This window comes from Escherichia sp. E3659, from assembly GCF_005781135.1.
Lineage (GTDB): Bacteria > Pseudomonadota > Gammaproteobacteria > Enterobacterales > Enterobacteriaceae > Escherichia.
Genome location: NZ_VATQ01000015.1, coordinates 215342 through 236704, shown reverse-complemented (window position 1 = coordinate 236704; position 21363 = coordinate 215342). Strand labels below are relative to the sequence as shown.

The window sequence follows — 21363 nt, the reverse complement described above, 5'->3', positions numbered from 1 at the left end:
TCCTTGGATATTTTAATGAACGAGTTACCGCACCGCCCCTGCAATCCACGCCGACAACTCCCGTAGCTCTTTTTCCTGTTCCGGGAAGTCGACCAACAGCGCTTCGCACTCCTGTTGCAGCATATCCGCGCGGTACAGACAGCCTTGCAGTCGCCCGGCGAGAGCTTCCAGCGGCGCGGGGTTAAGGCTGTCGGTAAACACCTGGGCGCGGGTGATATGGCCTTTTTCAACGTCGAAATGCAGTTCTACGCCGCCCCAGGTAAAGCGTTCATCCAGCAGATGCGAGAACGCCGGAGCCTGACCGAAGTTCCATTCCCAGCTACTCTGGCGGGCAAAGGTTTCAACGAAGTTCGGCAAGTCTGGCGTTTTGTCCGGGGAGATGATTTCCGCTTCTACACGCTCGCCATAATGGGCGAAAAAGGCCTCGGTTATGGCCTCGCAAACCTGCTCATGGGTGATCCCCGGCAGCAGCTCGGTCAGATTGGTCACGCGGGAACGTACCGAGGTAATACCTTTTGCTGCCAGTTTCTTTTTATCCGGATTGAGGTAGTTTGCCAGGCGGCTGAGGTCGGCATTGAGCAGCAAGGTGCCATGGTGGAAACCGCGATCCTTGGTTTCGCGATAGGCCGAGCCTGAGACTTTGCGGTCGCCTTCGGCGGTTTTCACCACCAGATCGTTGCGCCCGGACGCTTCTGCGGTGACGCCGAGCGCGTTCAGCGCATTAAGCACAATCTCCGTGGAGATGGTTTTATCGTACTCCGGCTTGCCAGCCATAAACGTAAAACAGGTGTTGCCGAGATCGTGGAACACCGCGCCACCGCCGCTGCTGCGCCGTGCAAGGCGGACGTTATCTTCTTCCATTCGCCGGGTATTACACTCTTTCCACGGGTTTTGCGCGCGACCAATCACTACCGTGTCGGCATTGCGCCAGAGAAATAGAACGCGCTGCGTGGCGGGCATCTGGCGAAAAATACACTCTTCCACCGCCAGGTTAAACCACGGATCGTAAGAGTCAGAAATGAGCAGGCGTAATGTGGACATAACGATTTCCTTTCTTGTAGTAATGGGTCACTCTTTTTTCTCGCTTTCTTCCTCTTCCGGTACCGGTTTGCTGGCGGTTAACAGGAAGGGCGATTGCTGCCAGCGGGTACGTTTACCCTGCAACAGTGTGCGAGTTAGCACCACACCGATTGCCAGCGAGAGTAGCAGCATCAGGCGTAGAATATTGGTGGTGTTATCCACCTGTTTGGCTTCGGTGGCGAGCGTATGGGTATCGAGCGTCAGGCGCAGATATCCGAGCGGTCCATTTTTCCCCTTAATCGGTTCGACAATCTGCTGGTTAAAATAGCCACCTGCTTTTTTACCGTCGAGCGCCAGCCGGTCGCGCACCTCGACGCTTTCGCCTGCGCGGGCGATAAGATCGCCTTGTTCGTCATACACACCCGCGTCGAGGATGCGACTTTCGTCCGTCAACTGGTCGAGGATCGCCCGAATGCGTTTTTCATCAGGTGAGTTGGTACGCATCAGCGGCGCAACGTTCAGGGTTACCTGATGCGCCAGGGTACGGGCCAGTTCTTCCAGCTGTGGATTACGCTGTCGCTGGTGGTTTTGACTAAACCATGATGCTCCCTGCATTAGTGCGACTAACAACGCGAGACAGAACAGGACAATCACTGCCCGATGCAGCCGGAATTTTAGTTTTGTGCGAGCCATATTCCACCCGTTGAAAATTTGAGACTTAATGTTGCCAGAAGCAATGGATACAAGGTAGCCTCATGCGTTATTTTCCCTGCTTCGAACGATTTTACAGGAGCCTTAATGCCTAACATTACCTGGTGCGACCTGCCTGAAGATGTCTCTTTATGGCCTGGTCTGCCTCTTTCATTAAGTGGTGATGAAGTGATGCCACTGGATTACCACGCAGGTCGTAGCGGCTGGCTGCTGTATGGTCGTGGGCTGGATAAACAACGTCTGACCCAGTACCAAAGCAAACTGGGCGCGGCAATGGTGATTGTTGCTGCCTGGTGCGTGGAAGATTATCAGGTGATTCGTCTGGCAGGTTCACTCACCGCCCGGGCTACGCGCCTGGCCCACGAAGCGCAGCTGGATGTCGCGCCGCTGGGGAAAATCCCGCACCTGCGCACGCCGGGTTTGCTGGTGATGGACATGGACTCCACCGCCATCCAGATAGAATGTATTGATGAAATTGCCAAACTGGCCGGAACGGGCGAGATGGTGGCGGAAGTGACCGAACGGGCAATGCGCGGGGAGCTTGATTTCACTGCCAGCCTGCGTAGCCGCGTGGCGACGCTGAAAGGCGCTGACGCCAATATTCTGCAACAGGTGCGTGAAAATCTGCCGCTGATGCCGGGCTTAACGCAACTGGTGCTGAAGCTGGAAACGCTGGGCTGGAAAGTGGCGATTGCCTCCGGCGGCTTTACCTTCTTTGCTGAATACCTGCGCGACAAGCTGCGATTAACCGCCGTGGTAGCCAATGAACTGGAGATCATGGACGGTAAATTTACCGGCAATGTGATCGGCGACATTGTAGACGCGCAGTACAAAGCGAAAACCCTGACCCGGCTGGCGCAGGAGTATGATATTCCGCTGGCGCAAACCGTGGCGATTGGCGATGGTGCCAACGACCTGCCGATGATCAAAGCGGCAGGGCTGGGGATTGCCTACCATGCCAAGCCAAAAGTGAATGAAAAGACGGAAGTCACCATCCGTCACGCTGACTTGATGGGGGTATTCTGCATCCTCTCTGGCAGCCTGAATCAGAAGTAATTGCCCGCCCGTCATCCTGCGGGCGGCACAGCATTAACGAGGTACACCGTGGCAAAAGCTCCAAAACGCGCCTTTGTTTGTAATGAATGCGGGGCCGATTATCCGCGCTGGCAGGGGCAGTGCAGCGCCTGTCATGCCTGGAACACCATCACCGAGGTGCGTCTTGCTGCGTCGCCAACGGTGGCGCGTAACGAGCGTCTGAGTGGCTATGCCGGTAGCGCCGGAGTGGCTAAAGTCCAGAAACTCTCCGATATCAGCCTTGAAGAGCTGCCGCGTTTTTCAACCGGATTTAAAGAGTTCGACCGCGTATTAGGCGGCGGCGTTGTGCCGGGAAGTGCCATTCTGATTGGCGGTAACCCAGGTGCTGGGAAATCCACGCTGCTACTGCAAACGCTGTGCAAACTGGCGCAGCAGATGAAAACGCTGTATGTCACCGGCGAAGAGTCGCTGCAACAGGTGGCAATGCGCGCTCATCGCCTTGGCCTGCCGACTGACAATCTCAATATGTTGTCGGAAACCAGCATCGAGCAGATCTGCCTGATTGCCGAAGAAGAGCAACCGAAGCTGATGGTAATTGACTCGATCCAGGTGATGCATATGGCGGATGTTCAGTCATCGCCTGGCAGCGTGGCGCAGGTGCGTGAAACAGCGGCTTATCTGACGCGCTTCGCCAAAACGCGCGGCGTGGCGATTGTCATGGTTGGGCACGTAACCAAAGATGGCTCGCTGGCTGGCCCGAAAGTGCTGGAACACTGTATCGACTGTTCGGTGCTTTTGGATGGCGATGCCGACTCCCGTTTTCGCACCTTACGCAGCCATAAAAACCGCTTCGGCGCGGTGAATGAGCTGGGCGTCTTCGCGATGACTGAACAGGGGCTGCGTGAAGTCAGCAACCCTTCAGCCATCTTTTTAAGCCGTGGCGATGAAGTGACCTCTGGTAGTTCAGTGATGGTGGTATGGGAAGGAACGCGTCCGCTGCTGGTGGAGATTCAGGCGCTGGTCGATCACTCGATGATGGCGAATCCGCGCCGCGTGGCGGTAGGCCTGGAGCAAAACCGTCTGGCAATCCTGCTGGCAGTGCTGCATCGTCACGGTGGTCTGCAAATGGCCGATCAGGATGTGTTTGTGAACGTGGTCGGCGGCGTGAAGGTAACGGAAACCAGCGCCGACTTAGCGTTACTGCTGGCGATGGTTTCCAGTCTGCGTGACAGGCCGCTACCGCAGGATCTGGTGGTGTTTGGTGAAGTCGGGCTGGCAGGGGAGATCCGCCCGGTGCCCAGCGGCCAGGAACGAATCTCAGAAGCGGCGAAACACGGTTTTCGCCGGGCAATTGTTCCGGCGGCTAACGTACCGAAAAAAGCGCCGGAAGGGATGCAGATTTTTGGCGTTAAAAAACTCTCCGACGCGCTTAGCGTGTTCGACGACTTATAATAAGAGATACGGAGGGAGATATGTCGTCATTTGATTACCTGAAAACTGCCATCAAGCAACAGGGCTGCACGCTACAGCAGGTAGCTGATGCCAGCGGTATGACCAAAGGGTATTTAAGCCAGTTACTGAATGCCAAAATCAAAAGCCCCAGCGCGCAAAAGCTGGAGGCATTGCACCGTTTTTTGGGGCTTGAGTTTCCACGGCAGAAGAAAACGATCGGCGTTGTATTCGGTAAGTTCTACCCACTGCATACCGGACATATCTACCTTATCCAGCGCGCCTGTAGCCAGGTTGACGAGCTGCATATCATTATGGGCTTTGACGATACCCGCGATCGCGCGTTGTTCGAAGACAGTGCCATGTCGCAGCAGCCCACGGTGCCGGATCGTCTGCGCTGGTTATTGCAAACCTTTAAGTATCAAAAAAACATTCGTATTCATGCCTTTAACGAAGAGGGCATGGAGCCGTATCCGCACGGTTGGGATGTGTGGAGCAACGGCATCAAAAAGTTTATGGCTGAAAAGGGGATCCAGCCGGATCTGATCTACACATCGGAAGAAGCCGACGCGCCGCAGTATATGGAACATCTGGGGATCGAAACAGTGCTGGTCGATCCGAAACGCACTTTTATGAGTATCAGCGGTGCGCAGATCCGCGAAAACCCGTTCCGCTACTGGGAATATATTCCTACCGAAGTGAAGCCGTTCTTTGTGCGCACCGTGGCGATCCTCGGTGGTGAATCGAGCGGTAAATCCACCCTGGTAAACAAACTTGCCAATATCTTCAACACCACCAGTGCGTGGGAGTTTGGTCGTGATTATGTCTTTTCGCATCTCGGCGGCGATGAGATCGCATTGCAGTATTCCGACTACGATAAAATCGCGCTGGGTCACGCTCAATACATTGATTTTGCAGTAAAATATGCCAATAAAGTGGCGTTTATCGACACTGATTTTGTGACTACTCAGGCGTTCTGCAAAAAGTACGAAGGGCGTGAGCATCCGTTCGTGCAGGCGCTGATTGATGAATACCGTTTCGATCTGGTGATCCTGCTGGAGAACAACACGCCGTGGGTGGCGGATGGTTTACGCAGCCTCGGCAGTTCGGTGGATCGTAAAGAGTTCCAGAACTTGCTGGTGGAGATGCTGGAAGAGAACAATATCGAATTTGTGCGGGTTGAAGAGGACGATTACGACAGCCGTTTCCTGCGCTGCGTGGAGCTGGTGCGGGAGATGATGGGGGAGCAGGGATAAGACCCAACGCCTGATGCGACGCTTACCGCGTCTTATCAGGCCTGGAGTTTCACAACGTATTGAAATCGCTGGGTTTGTAGGCCGGAAAAGGCGTTCACGCCGCATCCGGCATTCGGTGCTCAATGCCTGATGCGACGGTGGCGCGTCTTATCAGGCCTGGAGTTTCGCAACGTATTGAAATCGCTGGTTTTGTAGGCCGGAAAAGGCGTTCACGCCGCATCCGGCATTTTACGCATTACTTCGCAATACGCTTGTACTTGATACGCTTCGGCTCCAGCGCGTCTGCGCCCAGCGTGCGTTTCTTGTATTCTTCGTACTCGGTAAAGTTACCTTCGAAGAACTCAACTTTACCTTCATCCTGGTAGTCCAGGATGTGCGTGGCGATACGGTCGAGGAACCAACGGTCGTGCGAGATAACCATCGCACAGCCCGGGAACTCCAGCAGGGCGTTTTCCAGCGCGCGCAGGGTTTCGATATCCAGGTCGTTGGTTGGTTCGTCGAGCAGCAGCATGTTGCCGCCAACCTGCAGCAGCTTCGCCAGATGCAGACGACCGCGCTCACCACCGGAGAGTTCGCCAACGCGTTTACCCTGATCAACCCCTTTAAAGTTAAAGCGGCCAACGTAGGCGCGGCTTGGCATCTCGGTGTTGCCGATCTTCATGATATCCAGCCCGCCGGAAACTTCTTCCCAAACGGTTTTGCTGTTATCCATTGAGTCACGGAACTGATCGACAGACGCCAGTTTCACCGTTTCACCTAAAGTGATGGTGCCGCTGTCCGGTTGTTCCTGACCAGAGATCATACGGAACAGAGTCGATTTACCCGCACCGTTCGGACCGATGATCCCGACGATCGCCCCTTTCGGGATCGAGAAACTCAGGGAGTCAATAAGCAGACGATCGCCATAGGATTTACGCAGGTTGCTGACTTCCAGCACTTTATCGCCCAGACGCGGTCCAGGTGGAATAAACAGTTCGTTGGTTTCGTTACGTTTCTGATATTCGGTGCTGTTCAGCTCTTCAAAGCGCGCCAGACGTGCTTTACCTTTCGACTGACGGCCTTTCGTACCCTGACGTACCCACTCCAGCTCTTTCTCGATCGACTTACGACGCGCCGCTTCTTGAGAAGCTTCCTGTGCCAGACGCTGATCTTTTTGCTCCAGCCAGGAGGAGTAGTTGCCTTCCCATGGAATACCTTCACCGCGGTCAAGTTCGAGGATCCAGCCTGCAACGTTATCGAGGAAGTAACGGTCGTGAGTAATCGCCACAACGGTGCCTTCGAAGTCGTGCAGGAAGCGTTCCAGCCAGGCCACGGATTCGGCATCCAGGTGGTTGGTCGGTTCGTCGAGCAGCAGCATGTCTGGTTTTTCCAGCAGCAGGCGGCACAACGCCACGCGACGACGCTCACCACCAGAGAGGTTAGCGATTTTCGCGTCCCAGTCCGGTAGACGCAGCGCATCCGCCGCACGCTCCAGCTGTACGTTCAGGTTGTGACCGTCGTGAGCCTGAATGATCTCTTCCAGACGGCCTTGTTCCGCGGCCAGTTTGTCAAAATCGGCATCCGGATCGGCATACAACGCGTACACTTCATCCAGACGTTTCAGGGCGTTAACCACTTCAGAAACCGCTTCTTCAATGGACTCACGCACGGTGTGTTCCGGGTTCAGCTGCGGCTCTTGCGGCAGGTAACCAATCTTGATGTCTGGCTGCGGACGCGCTTCACCTTCGATGTCTTTATCAATGCCCGCCATAATGCGCAGCAGGGTGGACTTACCGGCGCCGTTCAGGCCCAGGACACCAATTTTTGCCCCAGGGAAGAAACTCAGAGAGATGTTTTTCAAAATATGACGTTTCGGCGGAACAACTTTGCCGACACGATGCATGGTATAAACGAATTGAGCCACGTTGGACTTCGCCTCTATGTTTATCGTGATGATGAGTTTTCAAAGGCGAAGTGTAGCCTTTTTCCCCGCCTAATCCCAGTTGGTCGATCACCTTCGCAGTATACTCGTCATACTTCAAGTTGCATGTGCTGCGCTTACGCTCGCTCACCCCAGTCACTTACTTCTGTAAGCTCCTGGGGACTCACTCACTTATCGCCTTCCTGCAACTCGAATTATTTAGAGTATAAAAGTAAAAAAGTGTCCGTAACGTGGCGTAAACGGCAATGACTGGTTAGCATAAATCTATTACGCGGCATGATGCTGCATTGATGTATTTACACTTAGAGGGTGCGCTTGTGGAAAAAGCCAAACAAGTTACCTGGCGGCTGTTGGCTGCCGGTGTCTGTCTGCTGACGGTCAGCAGCGTGGCGCGAGCCGACTCACTGGATGAGCAGCGTAGCCGTTACGCGCAAATCAAGCAGGCCTGGGATAATCGACAAATGGATGTGGTCGAACAAATGATGCCATCCCTGAAGGATTATCCGCTTTATCCCTATCTGGAATACCGCCAGATCACCGATGACCTGATGAATCAACCGGCGGTGACGGTTACTAACTTTGTTCGCGCTAACCCCACGCTTCCTCCTGCTCGCACGCTGCAATCACGTTTCGTCAATGAACTGGCGCGACGCGAAGACTGGCGTGGCTTGTTAGCCTTTAGCCCGGAAAAGCCTGGCACAACCGAAGCCCAGTGTAATTACTACTATGCAAAATGGAACACCGGGCAGAGTGAAGAAGCCTGGCAGGGGGCGAAAGAGCTGTGGCTAACCGGAAAGAGCCAGCCTAACGCTTGTGACAAGTTATTTAGCGTCTGGCGAGCGTCCGGCAAACAAGAACCCCTGGCTTATTTAGAGCGTATCCGCCTTGCGATGAAAGCAGGCAATACCGGGCTGGTGACGGTGCTGGCAGGGCAAATGCCTGCCGATTACCAGACTATTGCTTCGGCAATTATTTCGCTGGCGAATGATCCTAATACTGTGCTGACTTTCGCGCGTTCCACCGGCGCGACCGATTTTACCCGTCAGATGGCGGCGGTGGCATTTGCCAGCGTGGCACGTCAGGATGCTGAAAATGCACGGCTGATGATCCCTTCACTTGCCCAGGCGCAGCAGCTTAATGAAGATCAGATTCAGGAGTTGCGCGATATCGTCGCCTGGCGTTTGATGGGCAACGATGTCACCGATGAGCAGGCGAAATGGCGTGATGACGCGATTATGCGTTCGCAATCCACGTCGTTAATTGAACGCCGCGTGCGGATGGCGCTTGGCACTGGCGATCGCCGTGGTCTGAATACCTGGCTGGCGCGTCTGCCAATAGAGGCGAAAGATAAAGATGAATGGCGTTACTGGCAGGCGGATATACTGCTGGAACGCGGGCGTGAAGCTGAAGCAAAAGAGATTTTGCATCAACTCATGCAACAGCGTGGATTTTACCCGATGGTCGCTGCGCAACGTATTGGCGAAGAGTATCAACTAAAGATTGATAAAGCGCCGCAGAACGTTGACAGCGCCCTGACCCAGGGGCCGGAGATGGCGCGCGTGCGCGAGTTGATGTACTGGAATATGGATAACACCGCACGTAGCGAGTGGGCCAATCTGGTGAAGAGCAAGTCAAAAACAGAGCAGGCGCAATTGGCACGCTATGCCTTTAATAATCACTGGTGGGATCTCAGTGTTCAGGCGACGATCGCCGGGAAATTGTGGGATCATCTGGAAGAACGATTCCCGCTGGCTTACAACGATCTCTTCAAACGTTACACCAGTGGGAAAGATATCCCGCAAAGCTATGCAATGGCGATTGCCCGTCAGGAGAGCGCCTGGAATCCGAAAGTGAAATCACCGGTAGGAGCCAGCGGTCTGATGCAGATTATGCCCGGTACGGCGACTCAGACGGTGAAGATGTTCTCTATTCCTGGTTATAGCAGCCCTGGGCAATTGCTGGATCCGGAAACGAACATCAACATTGGCACCAGTTACCTGCAATATGTTTATCAGCAATTTGGCAATAACCGCATTTTTTCCTCGGCAGCTTATAACGCCGGTCCAGGGCGGGTGCGCACGTGGCTTGGTAACAGCGCCGGGCGTATCGATGCGGTGGCGTTTGTCGAGAGTATTCCGTTTTCCGAGACGCGCGGTTATGTGAAAAATGTGCTGGCTTATGACGCGTACTATCGCTATTTCATGGGCGATAAGCCCACGCTTTTGAGCGCTACGGAATGGGGACGTCGTTACTGATTTGAACCTTTATGATATGCTATCGTACTCTTTAGCGAGTACAACCGGGGGAGGCATTTTGCTTCCCCCGCTAACAATGGCGACACACTATGGCCCAGCAATCACCCTATTCAGCAGCGATGGCAGAACAGCGTCACCAGGAGTGGTTACGTTTTGTCGACCTGCTTAAGAATGCCTACGAAAACGATCTCCATTTACCGTTGTTAAATCTGATGCTGACGCCAGATGAGCGCGAAGCATTGGGGACTCGCGTGCGTATTGTCGAAGAGCTGTTGCGTGGTGAAATGAGCCAGCGCGAGTTAAAAAATGAACTCGGCGCGGGCATCGCGACCATTACGCGTGGATCTAACAGCCTGAAAGCCGCCCCCGTTGAGCTGCGCCAGTGGCTGGAAGACGTGTTGCTGAAAAGCGATTGATTTTGTAGGCCTGATAAGACGCGTCAGCGTCGCATCAGGCACCGTGCACCGAATGCCGGATGCGGCGTGAACGCCTTATCCGGTTTACAATGACTGATACACGGCATTATGAAACGGACTCAGCGCCAGGATCACCGCCTGGTGATAGACGCTGGCGCGAGTGAGTTTCCCGGCGGTAAACACGCCGATGGCTCCTTCCTTACGACCAATCTCATCAATACCGGTATAACGCGACATCACGGGGCCAAGCGCCTCGCCTTCACGCACTTTCTGCAGAATCACCGCAGGTAACGGCAAAGTAGCCGAACGTGCTTCGCCACGTTGGTTGGTGCTTTCAATGACCACCCAACTGAAGGTGCTGTCACCATCAATGCCCGCTTCAATCGCTACCCAAAAATCAGCCTCTGGATGTAAACGGCGGGCATTTTCTACCCGATTTCGTGCGCCAGCGCGCGTTTCCTCACTGCCAAAGGGTTGTTCCGGTACGCCGCTCTCGACGGCAACGGACTCAATGTGGCAGGATCCTTCGCCGAATATCTCGTGAAATGCCTGCAGAATGGCCTGAATTTTAGCGGGATTGGTGGTTGCACAGACAACATGGTGCATAATCAGCATTACTCAAAAATTAACGTTACAGCAGTATACGGAAAAAAAGCATGTTACAGGTATACCTTGTCCGCCACGGTGAAACGCAGTGGAACGCCGAGCGACGTATTCAGGGCCAGTCTGATAGCCCACTGACTGCCAAAGGTGAGCAACAAGCAATGCAGGTGGCGGCGCGAGCCAAAGAGCTTGGCATCACACATATCATCAGTAGCGATTTAGGTCGCACCCGGCGCACGGCGGAAATCATCGCTCAGGCTTGCGGCTGTGACATAATCTTTGATTCCCGCCTGCGTGAATTAAATATGGGCGTGCTGGAAAAAAGACATATCGACTCTCTGACCGAAGAAGAAGAGAACTGGCGTCGCCAACTGGTAAATGGCACTGTCGACGGGCGTATTCCTGAAGGCGAGTCAATGCAGGAACTGAGTGAGCGCGTCAATGCTGCACTGGAATCTTGTCGGGATTTGCCGCAGGGAAGTCGACCGCTACTGGTGAGCCACGGTATCGCGCTGGGATGCCTGGTGAGTACTATTCTGGGCCTACCTGCATGGGCAGAACGCCGCTTACGTCTGCGTAACTGTTCTATTTCGCGCGTGGATTATCAGGAAAGCCTGTGGCTGGCGTCTGGTTGGGTAGTTGAAACAGCAGGGGACATCTCGCATCTGGACGCCCCTGCATTAGACGAGCTGCAACGTTAACGACGTACTGGAATCAGCAGTTCGCAGCGCAGATTAATTGGGCGATCTCCCGCTTTGGCATCTTCTGCCGGATAGTATCGCTCAATATCCTGACCTTTACGGCGCGTCAGGTTCAGCATCGGCATACAGGTTCCGTACACCGTCAGGATAAATTCCTGCACGCCTGTACCCAGCCCTTCATAGGTAAACATCACATATTCGCCGCCCTGCAACAGCACCGGATGCCCCGTCAGTACATAGCCGTCTGCTTGCTCCTGAGCCAATGCAGTCGTGTAGAACACCTCTTGCTCGTCGTCTTTATCCTGGCTTGGACGCGTTTCATTCAGGCCGTAAAGTACTGGCGGAATAGTCGGCGCATTACCGAGAAAATCGTGCCAGAACTGATAACGCATTTCATGGCGGAAATCCGAGATTTGCTCCAGTGAACAGGAGTAACTCTGAGTTACACCAATCAGCGGCGTGTCTTCCAGCGTGACAAATTTGTGCTCTGGCATGGTGAATTCACCCAGACGCAGCGGCGGGCGAATACCAAAGGCGCTCCATTCAGGAGAACGGCGGTAAAGTGCGGGAGTCTGGGCAAACTGCTTCTTGAATGCACGAGTAAATGTCTGTTGAGAGTCGAAGCGGTATTGCAGCGCAATATCCAGAATTGGGCGCGCGGTCAGGCGTAGTGCAACCGCCGATTTCGACAAACGACGAGCACGAATATACGCGCCAATAGCATGGCCAGTGACATCTTTAAACATTCTCTGTAAGTGCCACTTGGAATAACCTGCTTTCGCCGCTACATTGTCGAGCGACAGTGGCTGATCCAGATGACCTTCCAACCAGATTAAAAGGTCGCGAATAATGCCGGCCTGATCCATAAAATATCCTCATCCTTTCACAACGAGCACCTGACATCAGGTAATTGGATAATAGCATTTTTTGCTGTTTTAGCATTCAGTGTTTTTTTCTTAGCAGAGTATGTTTTAGGTCTTGACGGAAATAAAAGTGTTGAGATTTTGTTCTTAATCAATATGTTATTTACCGTGACGAACTAATTGCTCTGTGTAACTTATAAAAATGGTAACAATATGAAATACAAGCATTTGATCCTGTCTTTAAGCCTGATAATGCTGGGGCCATTGGCACATGCGGAAGAAATTGGTTCGGTCGATACCGTATTTAAAATGATCGGCCCGGATCACAAAATTGTCGTAGAAGCCTTTGACGATCCCGATGTTAAAAATGTCACCTGTTATGTGAGTCGGGCAAAAACCGGCGGTATTAAAGGGGGATTGGGCCTGGCGGAAGATACTTCCGATGCGGCTATTTCCTGCCAGCAAGTCGGGCCGATTGAACTGTCAGAGCGCATTAAAAACGGCAAAGCTCAGGGCGAAGTGGTATTCAAAAAACGTACGTCGCTGGTCTTTAAGTCGTTACAGGTCGTACGCTTCTATGACGCCAAACGCAACGCGCTCGCTTACCTGGCCTACTCCGACAAAGTTGTAGATGGGTCGCCGAAAAACGCGATTAGCGCGGTGCCTGTCATGCCGTGGCGGCAATAACAGAGGCGATATATGCAACGGGAAACGGTCTGGTTAGTGGAAGACGAGCAAGGGATAGCCGACACGCTGGTCTACATGTTGCAGCAGGAAGGTTTTGCCGTCGAGGTCTTTGAGCGAGGCTTACCGGTGCTGGATAAAGCACGCCAGCAGGTTCCCGACGTCATTATTCTCGATGTAGGTCTGCCGGATATCAGCGGCTTTGAATTGTGCCGTCAGTTGCTGGCGATCCATCCGGCGCTACCTGTACTGTTCCTGACAGCCCGTAGTGAAGAGGTGGATCGCCTGCTTGGACTGGAAATTGGCGCTGATGACTACGTGGCTAAACCGTTTTCACCCCGCGAAGTGTGCGCCAGAGTGCGCACCTTACTGCGTCGGGTGAAGAAGTTTTCTACGCCGTCTCCCGTCATCCGTATTGGTCATTTTGAACTGAATGAACCTGCGGCGCAGATAAGCTGGTTTGACACGCCGTTAACGCTAACACGGTATGAGTTTTTGTTGCTGAAAACGTTACTTAAGTCGCCGGGCCGCGTCTGGTCCCGTCAGCAACTGATGGATAGCGTCTGGGAAGATGCGCAGGACACCTACGATCGCACTGTCGATACTCACATTAAAACGCTGCGTGCCAAACTGCGCGCTATTAATCCCGAGCTTTCGCCGATCAATACCCATCGCGGCATGGGATACAGCCTGAGGAGCCTGTAATGCGTATCGGCATGCGGCTGTTGCTGGGGTATTTTTTACTGGTGGCGGTAGCCGCCTGGTTCGTACTGGCTATTTTTGTCAAAGAAGTTAAACCGGGCGTGCGAAGGGCGACGGAAGGGACGTTGATCGATACGGCAACGTTGCTGGCGGAGCTGGCGCGTGCCGATTTGCTCTCTGGTGACCCAACGCATGGGCAGTTGGCGCAGGCATTTAACCAGCTACAAAATCGCCCGTTTCGCGCCAATATCAGCGGCATCAACAAAGTGCGCAACGAATATCATGTCTATATGACTGATGCGCAGGGCAAAGTATTGTTTGATTCGGCCAATAAAGCCGTCGGGCAGGATTATTCCCGCTGGAATGATGTCTGGCTAACGTTGCGTGGTCAGTATGGTGCGCGCAGTACGTTGCAAAATCCTGCCGATCCCGAAAGTTCTGTGATGTATGTTGCCGCACCTATTATGGACGGCACGCGGCTGGTTGGCGTTTTGAGCGTAGGCAAACCGAACGCGGCGATGGCACCGGTGATTAAACGCAGCGAGCGGCGAATTTTATGGGCGAGCGCCATTTTGCTGGGAATTGCGCTGGTAATCGGCGCAGGAATGGTTTGGTGGATCAACCGCTCCATTGCCCGGCTCACTCGTTATGCTGATTCCGTTACCGACAATAAGCCCGTTCCGCTTCCTGAACTCGGCAGTAGCGAGCTGCGTAAGTTAGCGCAGGCGCTGGAAAGTATGCGCGTGAAACTGGAGGGGAAAAACTATATTGAGCAGTATGTCTACGCGTTAACTCATGAGTTGAAAAGTCCGCTGGCGGCAATTCGTGGCGCGGCGGAAATTTTACGCGAAGGTCCGCCACCGGAAGTGGTAGCCCGTTTTACCGACAATATTCTGACGCAAAACGCGCGAATGCAGGCGCTGGTGGAAACGCTACTACGCCAGGCAAGACTGGAGAATCGCCAGGAGGTCGTTCTTTCTGCGGTTGATGTGGCGGCATTATTTCGCCGCGTCAGCGAAGCTCGCACCGTGCAGTTGGCAGAAAAAAATATCACTCTTAATGTTATGCCCACCGAGGTTAACGTTGCTGCTGAACCGGCGTTACTGGAGCAGGCGCTGGGGAATTTGCTGGATAATGCTATTGATTTTACTCCCGAGAATGGCTGCATAACGCTAAGCGCCGAAGTGGATCAGGAACACGTCACGCTTAATGTGCTGGATACCGGTAGTGGTATTCCTGACTACGCGCTGTCACGTATTTTTGAGCGTTTCTACTCTTTGCCGCGTGCGAATGGGCAAAAAAGTAGTGGGCTGGGGCTGGCGTTTGTCAGTGAAGTTGCCCGTTTGCTTAATGGCGAAGTCACGTTGCACAACGTGCCGGAAGGCGGCGTATTGGCCTTGCTTCGACTTCACCGTCACTTCACATAACTTCAAATTCTTCCCACATAGCCTTCATATCCTGTCGCCATTGCAAAGGAGAAGACTATGTTGAAATCCCCCCTGTTCTGGAAAATGACCACTCTGTTTGGTGCAGTATTGCTGTTGTTGATTCCGATAATGCTGATTCGGCAGGTGATTGTCGAACGTGCCGATTACCGTAGCGATGTGGAAGATGCGATTCGCCAAAGTACCAGCGGGCCGCAAAAACTCGTTGGGCCGCTCATCGCTATTCCTGTGACCGAGCTTTATACGGTGCAGGAAGAGGATAAAACCGTGGAGCGGAAACGAAGTTTTATCCATTTTTGGTTACCTGAGTCGTTGATGGTTGATGGTAATCAGAATGTGGAAGAACGCAAGATTGGTATTTATACCGGTCAGGTCTGGCACAGTGATTTAACGCTAAAAGCCGATTTTGATGTTTCGCGTCTTAGCGAACTCGACGCGCCAAATATCACCTTAGGCAAGCCATTTATTGTGATTAGCGTCGGGGATGCGCGTGGTATTGGTGTGGTGAAAGCGCCTGAAGTTAACGGAACAGCGCTGACCATTGAACCCGGTACCGGGTTAGAGCAAGGCGGGCAGGGCGTGCATATCCCTTTACCCGAAGGGGACTGGCGGAAGCAGAACCTGAAGCTGAATATGGCGCTGAACTTAAGCGGTACCGGCGATCTTTCTGTGGTGCCTGCCGGGCGTAATAGCGAAATGACCTTAACCAGCAACTGGCCGCATCCCAGTTTTTTAGGTGATTTTTTGCCTGCGAAACGAGAAATAAGTGCATCCGGTTTTCAGGCGCAATGGCAAAGTAGCTGGTTTGCCAATAATCTCGGTGAGCGTTTTGCTTCAGGCAATGATACCGGCTGGGAAAACTTCCCGGCGTTTAGCGTCGCAGTCACTACGCCTGCCGATCAGTATCAATTAACGGACAGGGCGACTAAGTACGCTATTTTGCTGATTGCGCTGACTTTTATGGCCTTCTTTGTTTTTGAAACGCTCACCGCGCAACGTTTGCACCCGATGCAATATTTGCTGGTGGGGCTGTCATTGGTGATGTTTTATTTGCTCTTGCTGGCGCTTTCTGAACATACCGGTTTTACCGTGGCATGGGTAATTGCCAGCTTGATAGGGGCATTAATGAACGGTATTTACTTGCAGGCGGTATTAAAAGGTTGGCGCAATAGCATGTTGTTTACCCTCGCGCTGTTGTTGCTGGATGGTGTGATGTGGGGACTACTCAACTCTGCCGATAGCGCACTGTTGTTGGGAACCAGTGTGCTGGTGGTGGCGCTGGCCGGCATGATGTTTGTGACGCGGAATATCGACTGGTATGCGTTTTCACTGCCGAAAATGAAAGCCAGTAAAGAAGTCACAACGGACGATGAGTTACGTATCTGGAAATAAAAAAACGGCGCTAAAAAGCGCCGTTTTTTTGGACGGTGGTAAAGCCGATTAATCTTCCAGATCACCGCAGAAGCGATAACCTTCACCGTGAATGGTGGCGATGATTTCCGGCGTATCCGGCGTAGATTCGAAGTGTTTACGAATACGACGGATCGTCACGTCTACAGTACGGTCGTGCGGTTTCAGCTCACGGCCGGTCATTTTCTTCAGCAGTTCAGCACGAGACTGAATTTTGCCTGGGTTTTCACAGAAGTGAAGCATGGCGCGGAACTCGCTGCGCGGCAGTTTGTACTGCTCGCCATCAGGACCGATCAATGAACGGCTGTTGATGTCCAGTTCCCAACCATTGAACTTATAGCTTTCAACGCTACGACGTTCTTCGCTGACTGTACCCAGGTTCATGGTACGGGACAGCAGGTTGCGTGCACGGATGGTCAGTTCACGCGGGTTGAACGGTTTGGTGATGTAGTCATCTGCGCCGATTTCGAGGCCGAGAATTTTATCGACTTCGTTGTCACGGCCAGTCAGAAACATCAACGCAACATTCGCCTGCTCGCGCAGTTCACGCGCTAACAGAAGACCGTTCTTACCCGGCAGATTGATATCCATGATCACCAGGTTGATGTCATATTCAGAGAGGATCTGATGCATTTCCGCGCCATCTGTCGCTTCGAAAACATCATAGCCTTCCGCTTCGAAAATACTTTTCAACGTGTTGCGTGTTACCAACTCGTCTTCAACGATAAGAATGTGCGGGGTCTGCATGTTTGCTACCTAAATTGCCAACTAAATCGAAACAGGAAGTACAAAAGTCCCTGACCTGCCTGATGCATGCTGCAAATTAACATGATCGGCGTAACATGACTAAAGTACGTAATTGCGTTCTTGATGCACTTTCCATCAACGTCAACAACATCATTAGCTTGGTCGTGGGTACTTTCCCTCAGGACCCGACAGTGTCAAAAACGGCTGTCATCCTAACCATTTTAACAGCAACATAACAGGCTAAGACGTGCCGGACACCCAATAAAACTACGCTTCGTTGACATATATCAAGTTCAATTGTAGCACGTTAACAGTTTGATGAAATCATCGTATCTAAATGCTAGCTTTCGTCACATTATTTTAATAATACAACTAGTTGCCTTATACAACTAATAAACGTGGTGAATCCAATTGTCGAGATTTATTTTTTATAAAATTATCCTAAGTAAACAGAAGGATATGTAGCAATTTTTAACAATTATACCGTTAGTATAGTCAAGAAATAGTTTAGCTTTTTTTAAGTTAAGTGAAGGGCTTTTTCTGCGACTTACGTTACGAATTTGTAAATTCTCTCCGCGTAATAAGTTGACATTCATCACCCTGTTCGCGGTTATTTGATCAAGAAGAGTGGCAACATGCGTATAACGATCATTCTGGTAGCACCAGCCAGAGCTGAAAATATTGGTGCAGCGGCTCGGGCGATGAAAACAATGGGATTTAGCGAGCTGCGCATTGTCGATAGCCAGGCACACCTGGAACCAGCTACCCGCTGGGTGGCGCATGGTTCTGGTGATATTATTGATAATATTAAAGTTTTTCCAACGCTGGCTGAATCGCTACACGACGTTGATTTTACCGTTGCTACCACTGCGCGCAGTCGGGCGAAATACCATTACTACGCCACGCCAATAGAACTGGTGCCGCTACTGGAGGAAAAATCGACATGGATGAACCATGCGGCGCTGGTCTTTGGTCGCGAAGATTCCGGCTTGACTAACGAAGAGTTGGCGCTTGCTGATGTCCTCACCGGCGTGCCAATGGTGGCGGATTATCCATCACTGAATTTGGGGCAGGCGGTGATGGTCTATTGCTATCAATTAGCAACATTAATACAACAACCGGTGGAATCTGCCGCAACGGCGGACCCATTTCAACTGCAGGTTTTACGTGAACGAGCCATGTCATTGTTAACGACTCTGGCGGTGGCAGATGACACCAAACTGGTCGACTGGTTACAACAACGCATCGGGCTGTTGGAGCAACGAGACACGGCCATGTTGCATCGTTTATTGCATGATATTGAAAAAAATATCACCAAATAAAAAACGACAAGGAAGGGCGTTTTCAGATTTTTATTCTGACTGCAATGGGCAATATGTCTCTGTGTGGATTAAAAAAAGAGCATCTACCAGCACTCTATGAACTGGTAACCTGCCGTGAGCAAATTAAAATTTTATTGACTTAGGTCACTAAATACTTTAACCAATATAGGCATAGCGCACAGACAGATAAAAATTACAGAGTACACAACATCCATGAAACGCATCAGTACCACCATTACCACCACCATCACCATTACCACAGGTAACGGTGCGGGCTGACGCGTACAGGAAACACAGAAAAAAGCCCGCACCTGACAGTGCGGGCTTTTTTTTCGACCAAAGGTAACGAGGTAACAACCATGCGAGTGTTGAAGTTCGGCGGTACATCAGTGGCAAATGCAGAACGTTTTCTGCGGGTTGCCGATATTCTGGAGAGCAATGCCAGGCAGGGGCAGGTGGCCACCGTCCTCTCTGCCCCCGCCAAAATTACCAACCATCTGGTCGCAATGATTGAAAAAACCATTAGCGGTCAGGATGCTTTACCCAATATCAGCGATGCCGAACGTATTTTTGCCGAACTTCTGACGGGACTCGCCGCCGCCCAGCCGGGATTTCCACTGGCGCAATTGAAAGCGTTCGTTGATCAAGAATTTGCCCAAATCAAACATGTCCTGCATGGCATTAGCTTATTGGGGCAATGCCCGGACAGCATCAACGCCGCGCTGATTTGCCGTGGAGAAAAAATGTCGATCGCCATTATGGCCGGGGTACTGGAAGCGCGTGGTCACAACGTTACCGTTATCGATCCGGTCGAAAAGCTGCTGGCAATCGGTCATTACCTCGAATCTACGGTCGATATTGCTGAGTCCACCCGCCGTATTGCGGCAAGCCGCATTCCGGCTGACCATATGGTGCTGATGGCTGGTTTTACCGCCGGTAATGAAAAAGGTGAGCTGGTGGTGCTGGGACGTAACGGTTCTGACTACTCCGCCGCGGTACTGGCCGCCTGTTTACGCGCCGATTGTTGCGAGATCTGGACGGATGTCGATGGTGTCTATACTTGCGACCCGCGTCAGGTGCCCGATGCGAGGCTGTTGAAGTCGATGTCGTACCAGGAAGCGATGGAGCTTTCCTACTTCGGCGCTAAAGTTCTTCACCCTCGCACCATTACCCCTATCGCTCAGTTCCAGATCCCTTGCCTGATTAAAAATACCGGAAATCCTCAAGCACCAGGTACGCTCATTGGCGCCAGCCGTGATGAAGATGAATTACCGGTCAAGGGCATTTCCAATCTGAATAACATGGCAATGTTCAGCGTTTCTGGTCCGGGGATGAAAGGAATGGTCGGCATGGCGGCGCGCGTCTTTGCGGCAATGTCACGCGCCCGCATTTCAGTGGTGCTGATTACGCAATCATCTTCCGAATACAGTATCAGTTTCTGCGTACCACAAAGCGACTGTGCGCGTGCTGAACGCGCGATGCAGGAAGAGTTCTACCTGGAACTGAAAGAAGGTTTGCTGGAGCCGCTGGCGGTTACTGAACGGCTGGCCATTATCTCGGTGGTGGGCGATGGTATGCGCACCTTGCGTGGGATCTCGGCGAAATTCTTTGCCGCACTGGCCCGCGCCAATATCAACATTGTCGCCATTGCTCAAGGGTCTTCTGAACGCTCAATCTCTGTCGTGGTAAATAACGATGATGCGACCACTGGTGTACGCGTTACCCACCAGATGCTGTTCAATACCGATCAGGTTATCGAAGTGTTTGTGATTGGCGTCGGTGGCGTTGGCGGCGCGCTGCTGGAGCAACTGAAACGTCAGCAAAGCTGGCTGAAGAACAAACACATCGATTTACGCGTTTGCGGCGTTGCTAACTCGAAGGCGCTGCTGACTAATGTGCATGGCCTTAACCTGGATAACTGGCAGGAAGAACTGGCGCAAGCCAAAGAGCCGTTCAACCTTGGGCGCTTAATTCGCCTGGTGAAAGAATATCATTTGCTGAATCCGGTGATTGTCGATTGCACTTCCAGCCAGGCGGTGGCGGATCAATATGCCGACTTCCTGCGCGAAGGTTTCCACGTGGTGACCCCGAACAAAAAGGCCAACACCTCGTCGATGGATTACTACCATCAGCTGCGTTACGCGGCGGAAAAATCACGGCGTAAATTCCTTTATGACACCAACGTCGGTGCGGGGTTGCCGGTCATTGAGAACTTGCAAAACCTGCTCAACGCGGGTGATGAATTGATGAAATTCTCTGGCATTCTTTCTGGTTCGCTTTCTTTCATCTTCGGTAAGTTAGACGAAGGGATGAGCTTCTCCGAGGCCACCACGCTGGCAAGAGAAATGGGCTATACCGAACCGGACCCGCGAGATGATCTTTCTGGTATGGATGTGGCGCGCAAGCTGTTGATTCTCGCCCGTGAAACAGGACGATCACTGGAACTGGCGGATATCGAAATCGAATCTGTGCTGCCCGCAGAGTTTAACGCGGAAGGCGATGTTGCGACTTTTATGGCGAATCTATCACAGCTTGACGATCTCTTTGCCGCGCGCGTGGCGAAGGCCCGTGATGAAGGAAAAGTTTTGCGCTATGTTGGCAATATTGATGAAGATGGCGTCTGCCGCGTGAAGATTGCTGAAGTGGATGGCAACGATCCGCTGTTCAAAGTGAAAAACGGCGAAAACGCATTGGCCTTCTATAGCCACTATTATCAGCCACTGCCGCTGGTCCTGCGCGGATACGGTGCGGGTAATGACGTTACAGCTGCCGGTGTCTTTGCCGATCTGCTACGCACCCTCTCATGGAAGTTAGGAGTCTAAA

The 21363-nt window shown here is 52.4% G+C and carries 20 protein-coding genes and 1 other annotated feature; of the genes, 14 read left to right on the top strand and 6 right to left on the bottom strand.

The window, feature by feature from the left end:
- Positions 1-24 precede the first annotated feature (24 nt).
- Positions 25-1041, bottom strand: a complete 1017-nt coding sequence (lplA, locus tag FEK47_RS13155; RefSeq protein WP_135486700.1) for a lipoate--protein ligase LplA — start codon at positions 1039-1041, stop codon at positions 25-27.
- A 27-nt stretch (positions 1042-1068) separates the two neighbouring features.
- Positions 1069-1713 (bottom strand): YtjB family periplasmic protein, encoded by a 645-nt coding sequence (locus FEK47_RS13150; protein WP_130204786.1) that lies wholly within the window; start codon positions 1711-1713, stop codon positions 1069-1071.
- 105 nt (positions 1714-1818) lie between these two features.
- On the opposite strand from FEK47_RS13150, the gene serB reads away from it, so the two are divergent.
- From serB to nadR, 3 genes are read left to right on the top strand one after another with little or no spacing between them, the layout of a single operon-like run.
- Positions 1819-2787 (top strand): phosphoserine phosphatase, encoded by a 969-nt coding sequence (gene serB, locus FEK47_RS13145; RefSeq protein WP_130204788.1) that lies wholly within the window; start codon positions 1819-1821, stop codon positions 2785-2787.
- A gap of 48 nt (positions 2788-2835) precedes the next feature.
- A complete protein-coding gene (radA, locus tag FEK47_RS13140; RefSeq protein ID WP_001029698.1) occupies positions 2836-4218 on the top strand; it encodes a DNA repair protein RadA in 1383 nt (460 codons plus the stop codon).
- A gap of 20 nt (positions 4219-4238) precedes the next feature.
- Positions 4239-5471, top strand: coding sequence for a multifunctional transcriptional regulator/nicotinamide-nucleotide adenylyltransferase/ribosylnicotinamide kinase NadR (gene nadR / locus FEK47_RS13135; RefSeq protein ID WP_130204790.1), 1233 nt, complete (start codon positions 4239-4241; stop codon positions 5469-5471).
- A gap of 235 nt (positions 5472-5706) precedes the next feature.
- Here nadR and ettA read toward each other — a convergent pair whose 3' ends face one another.
- Positions 5707-7374, bottom strand: a complete 1668-nt coding sequence (gene ettA, locus FEK47_RS13130; RefSeq protein ID WP_000046754.1) for an energy-dependent translational throttle protein EttA — start codon at positions 7372-7374, stop codon at positions 5707-5709.
- A gap of 335 nt (positions 7375-7709) precedes the next feature.
- On the opposite strand from ettA, the gene sltY reads away from it, so the two are divergent.
- Together sltY and trpR are read left to right on the top strand one after the other, a co-directional pair.
- The gene (gene sltY, locus FEK47_RS13125; protein ID WP_135486699.1) at positions 7710-9647 is read left to right on the top strand and encodes a murein transglycosylase; all 1938 of its coding nucleotides are present in this window, start codon (positions 7710-7712) and stop codon (positions 9645-9647) included.
- A gap of 89 nt (positions 9648-9736) precedes the next feature.
- On the top strand, positions 9737-10063 hold the full coding sequence (gene trpR, locus FEK47_RS13120; protein ID WP_064530383.1) for a trp operon repressor: 327 nt from the start codon (positions 9737-9739) through the stop codon (positions 10061-10063).
- Positions 10064-10147: 84 nt separating this feature from the next.
- Here trpR and yjjX read toward each other — a convergent pair whose 3' ends face one another.
- On the bottom strand, positions 10148-10669 hold the full coding sequence (gene yjjX, locus FEK47_RS13115; RefSeq protein WP_135385075.1) for an inosine/xanthosine triphosphatase: 522 nt from the start codon (positions 10667-10669) through the stop codon (positions 10148-10150).
- A gap of 50 nt (positions 10670-10719) precedes the next feature.
- Here yjjX and gpmB point away from each other — a divergent pair, with 50 nt between their 5' ends.
- Positions 10720-11367, top strand: a complete 648-nt coding sequence (gene gpmB / locus FEK47_RS13110; RefSeq protein ID WP_059216559.1) for a 2,3-diphosphoglycerate-dependent phosphoglycerate mutase GpmB — start codon at positions 10720-10722, stop codon at positions 11365-11367.
- Here gpmB and robA read toward each other — a convergent pair.
- Positions 11364-12233 (bottom strand): MDR efflux pump AcrAB transcriptional activator RobA, encoded by an 870-nt coding sequence (gene robA / locus FEK47_RS13105; RefSeq protein WP_130204798.1) that lies wholly within the window; start codon positions 12231-12233, stop codon positions 11364-11366. The two genes, gpmB and robA, sit on opposite strands and share 4 nt — an antisense overlap.
- Positions 12234-12443: 210 nt before the next feature.
- On the opposite strand from robA, the gene creA reads away from it, so the two are divergent.
- Genes creA through creD form a run of 4 tightly spaced genes read left to right on the top strand, consistent with a single transcriptional unit; the run spans position 12444 to position 16453 of the window.
- Positions 12444-12917, top strand: coding sequence for a protein CreA (creA, locus tag FEK47_RS13100; RefSeq protein WP_000875488.1), 474 nt, complete (start codon positions 12444-12446; stop codon positions 12915-12917).
- A 12-nt stretch (positions 12918-12929) separates the two neighbouring features.
- Positions 12930-13619 (top strand): two-component system response regulator CreB, encoded by a 690-nt coding sequence (gene creB / locus FEK47_RS13095; protein ID WP_130235878.1) that lies wholly within the window; start codon positions 12930-12932, stop codon positions 13617-13619.
- Positions 13619-15043: a two-component system sensor histidine kinase CreC gene (gene creC / locus FEK47_RS13090; protein ID WP_138183206.1), complete on the top strand. Its 1425-nt coding sequence runs from the start codon at positions 13619-13621 to the stop codon at positions 15041-15043. The genes creB and creC overlap by 1 nt, the downstream gene beginning before the upstream one ends.
- Before the next feature lie 57 nt (positions 15044-15100).
- Positions 15101-16453: a cell envelope integrity protein CreD gene (creD, locus tag FEK47_RS13085; protein WP_135404055.1), complete on the top strand. Its 1353-nt coding sequence runs from the start codon at positions 15101-15103 to the stop codon at positions 16451-16453.
- Between the two features lie 48 nt (positions 16454-16501).
- Here the strand turns inward: creD and arcA are convergent, their stop codons facing one another.
- Positions 16502-17218, bottom strand: coding sequence for a two-component system response regulator ArcA (gene arcA, locus FEK47_RS13080; RefSeq protein ID WP_001194358.1), 717 nt, complete (start codon positions 17216-17218; stop codon positions 16502-16504).
- Positions 17219-17313: 95 nt separating this feature from the next.
- Here arcA and yjjY point away from each other — a divergent pair, with 95 nt between their 5' ends.
- The 4 genes from yjjY (at position 17314) to thrA (ending at position 21362) form a co-directional block, all read left to right on the top strand.
- Positions 17314-17454, top strand: a complete 141-nt coding sequence (gene yjjY, locus FEK47_RS13075) for a protein YjjY (protein WP_001303782.1) — start codon at positions 17314-17316, stop codon at positions 17452-17454.
- Positions 17455-17853: 399 nt separating this feature from the next.
- A complete protein-coding gene (locus FEK47_RS13070) occupies positions 17854-18540 on the top strand; it encodes a tRNA/rRNA methyltransferase (RefSeq protein WP_135486698.1) in 687 nt (228 codons plus the stop codon).
- A 213-nt stretch (positions 18541-18753) separates the two neighbouring features.
- Positions 18754-18819, top strand: a complete 66-nt coding sequence (gene thrL, locus FEK47_RS13065; protein ID WP_001386572.1) for a thr operon leader peptide — start codon at positions 18754-18756, stop codon at positions 18817-18819.
- Positions 18755-18874: a sequence feature (Thr leader region), on the top strand. Its footprint overlaps the gene before it by 65 nt.
- A gap of 25 nt (positions 18875-18899) precedes the next feature.
- On the top strand, positions 18900-21362 hold the full coding sequence (gene thrA, locus FEK47_RS13060) for a bifunctional aspartate kinase/homoserine dehydrogenase I (RefSeq protein ID WP_130204809.1): 2463 nt from the start codon (positions 18900-18902) through the stop codon (positions 21360-21362).
- Position 21363: the final 1 nt, after the last annotated feature.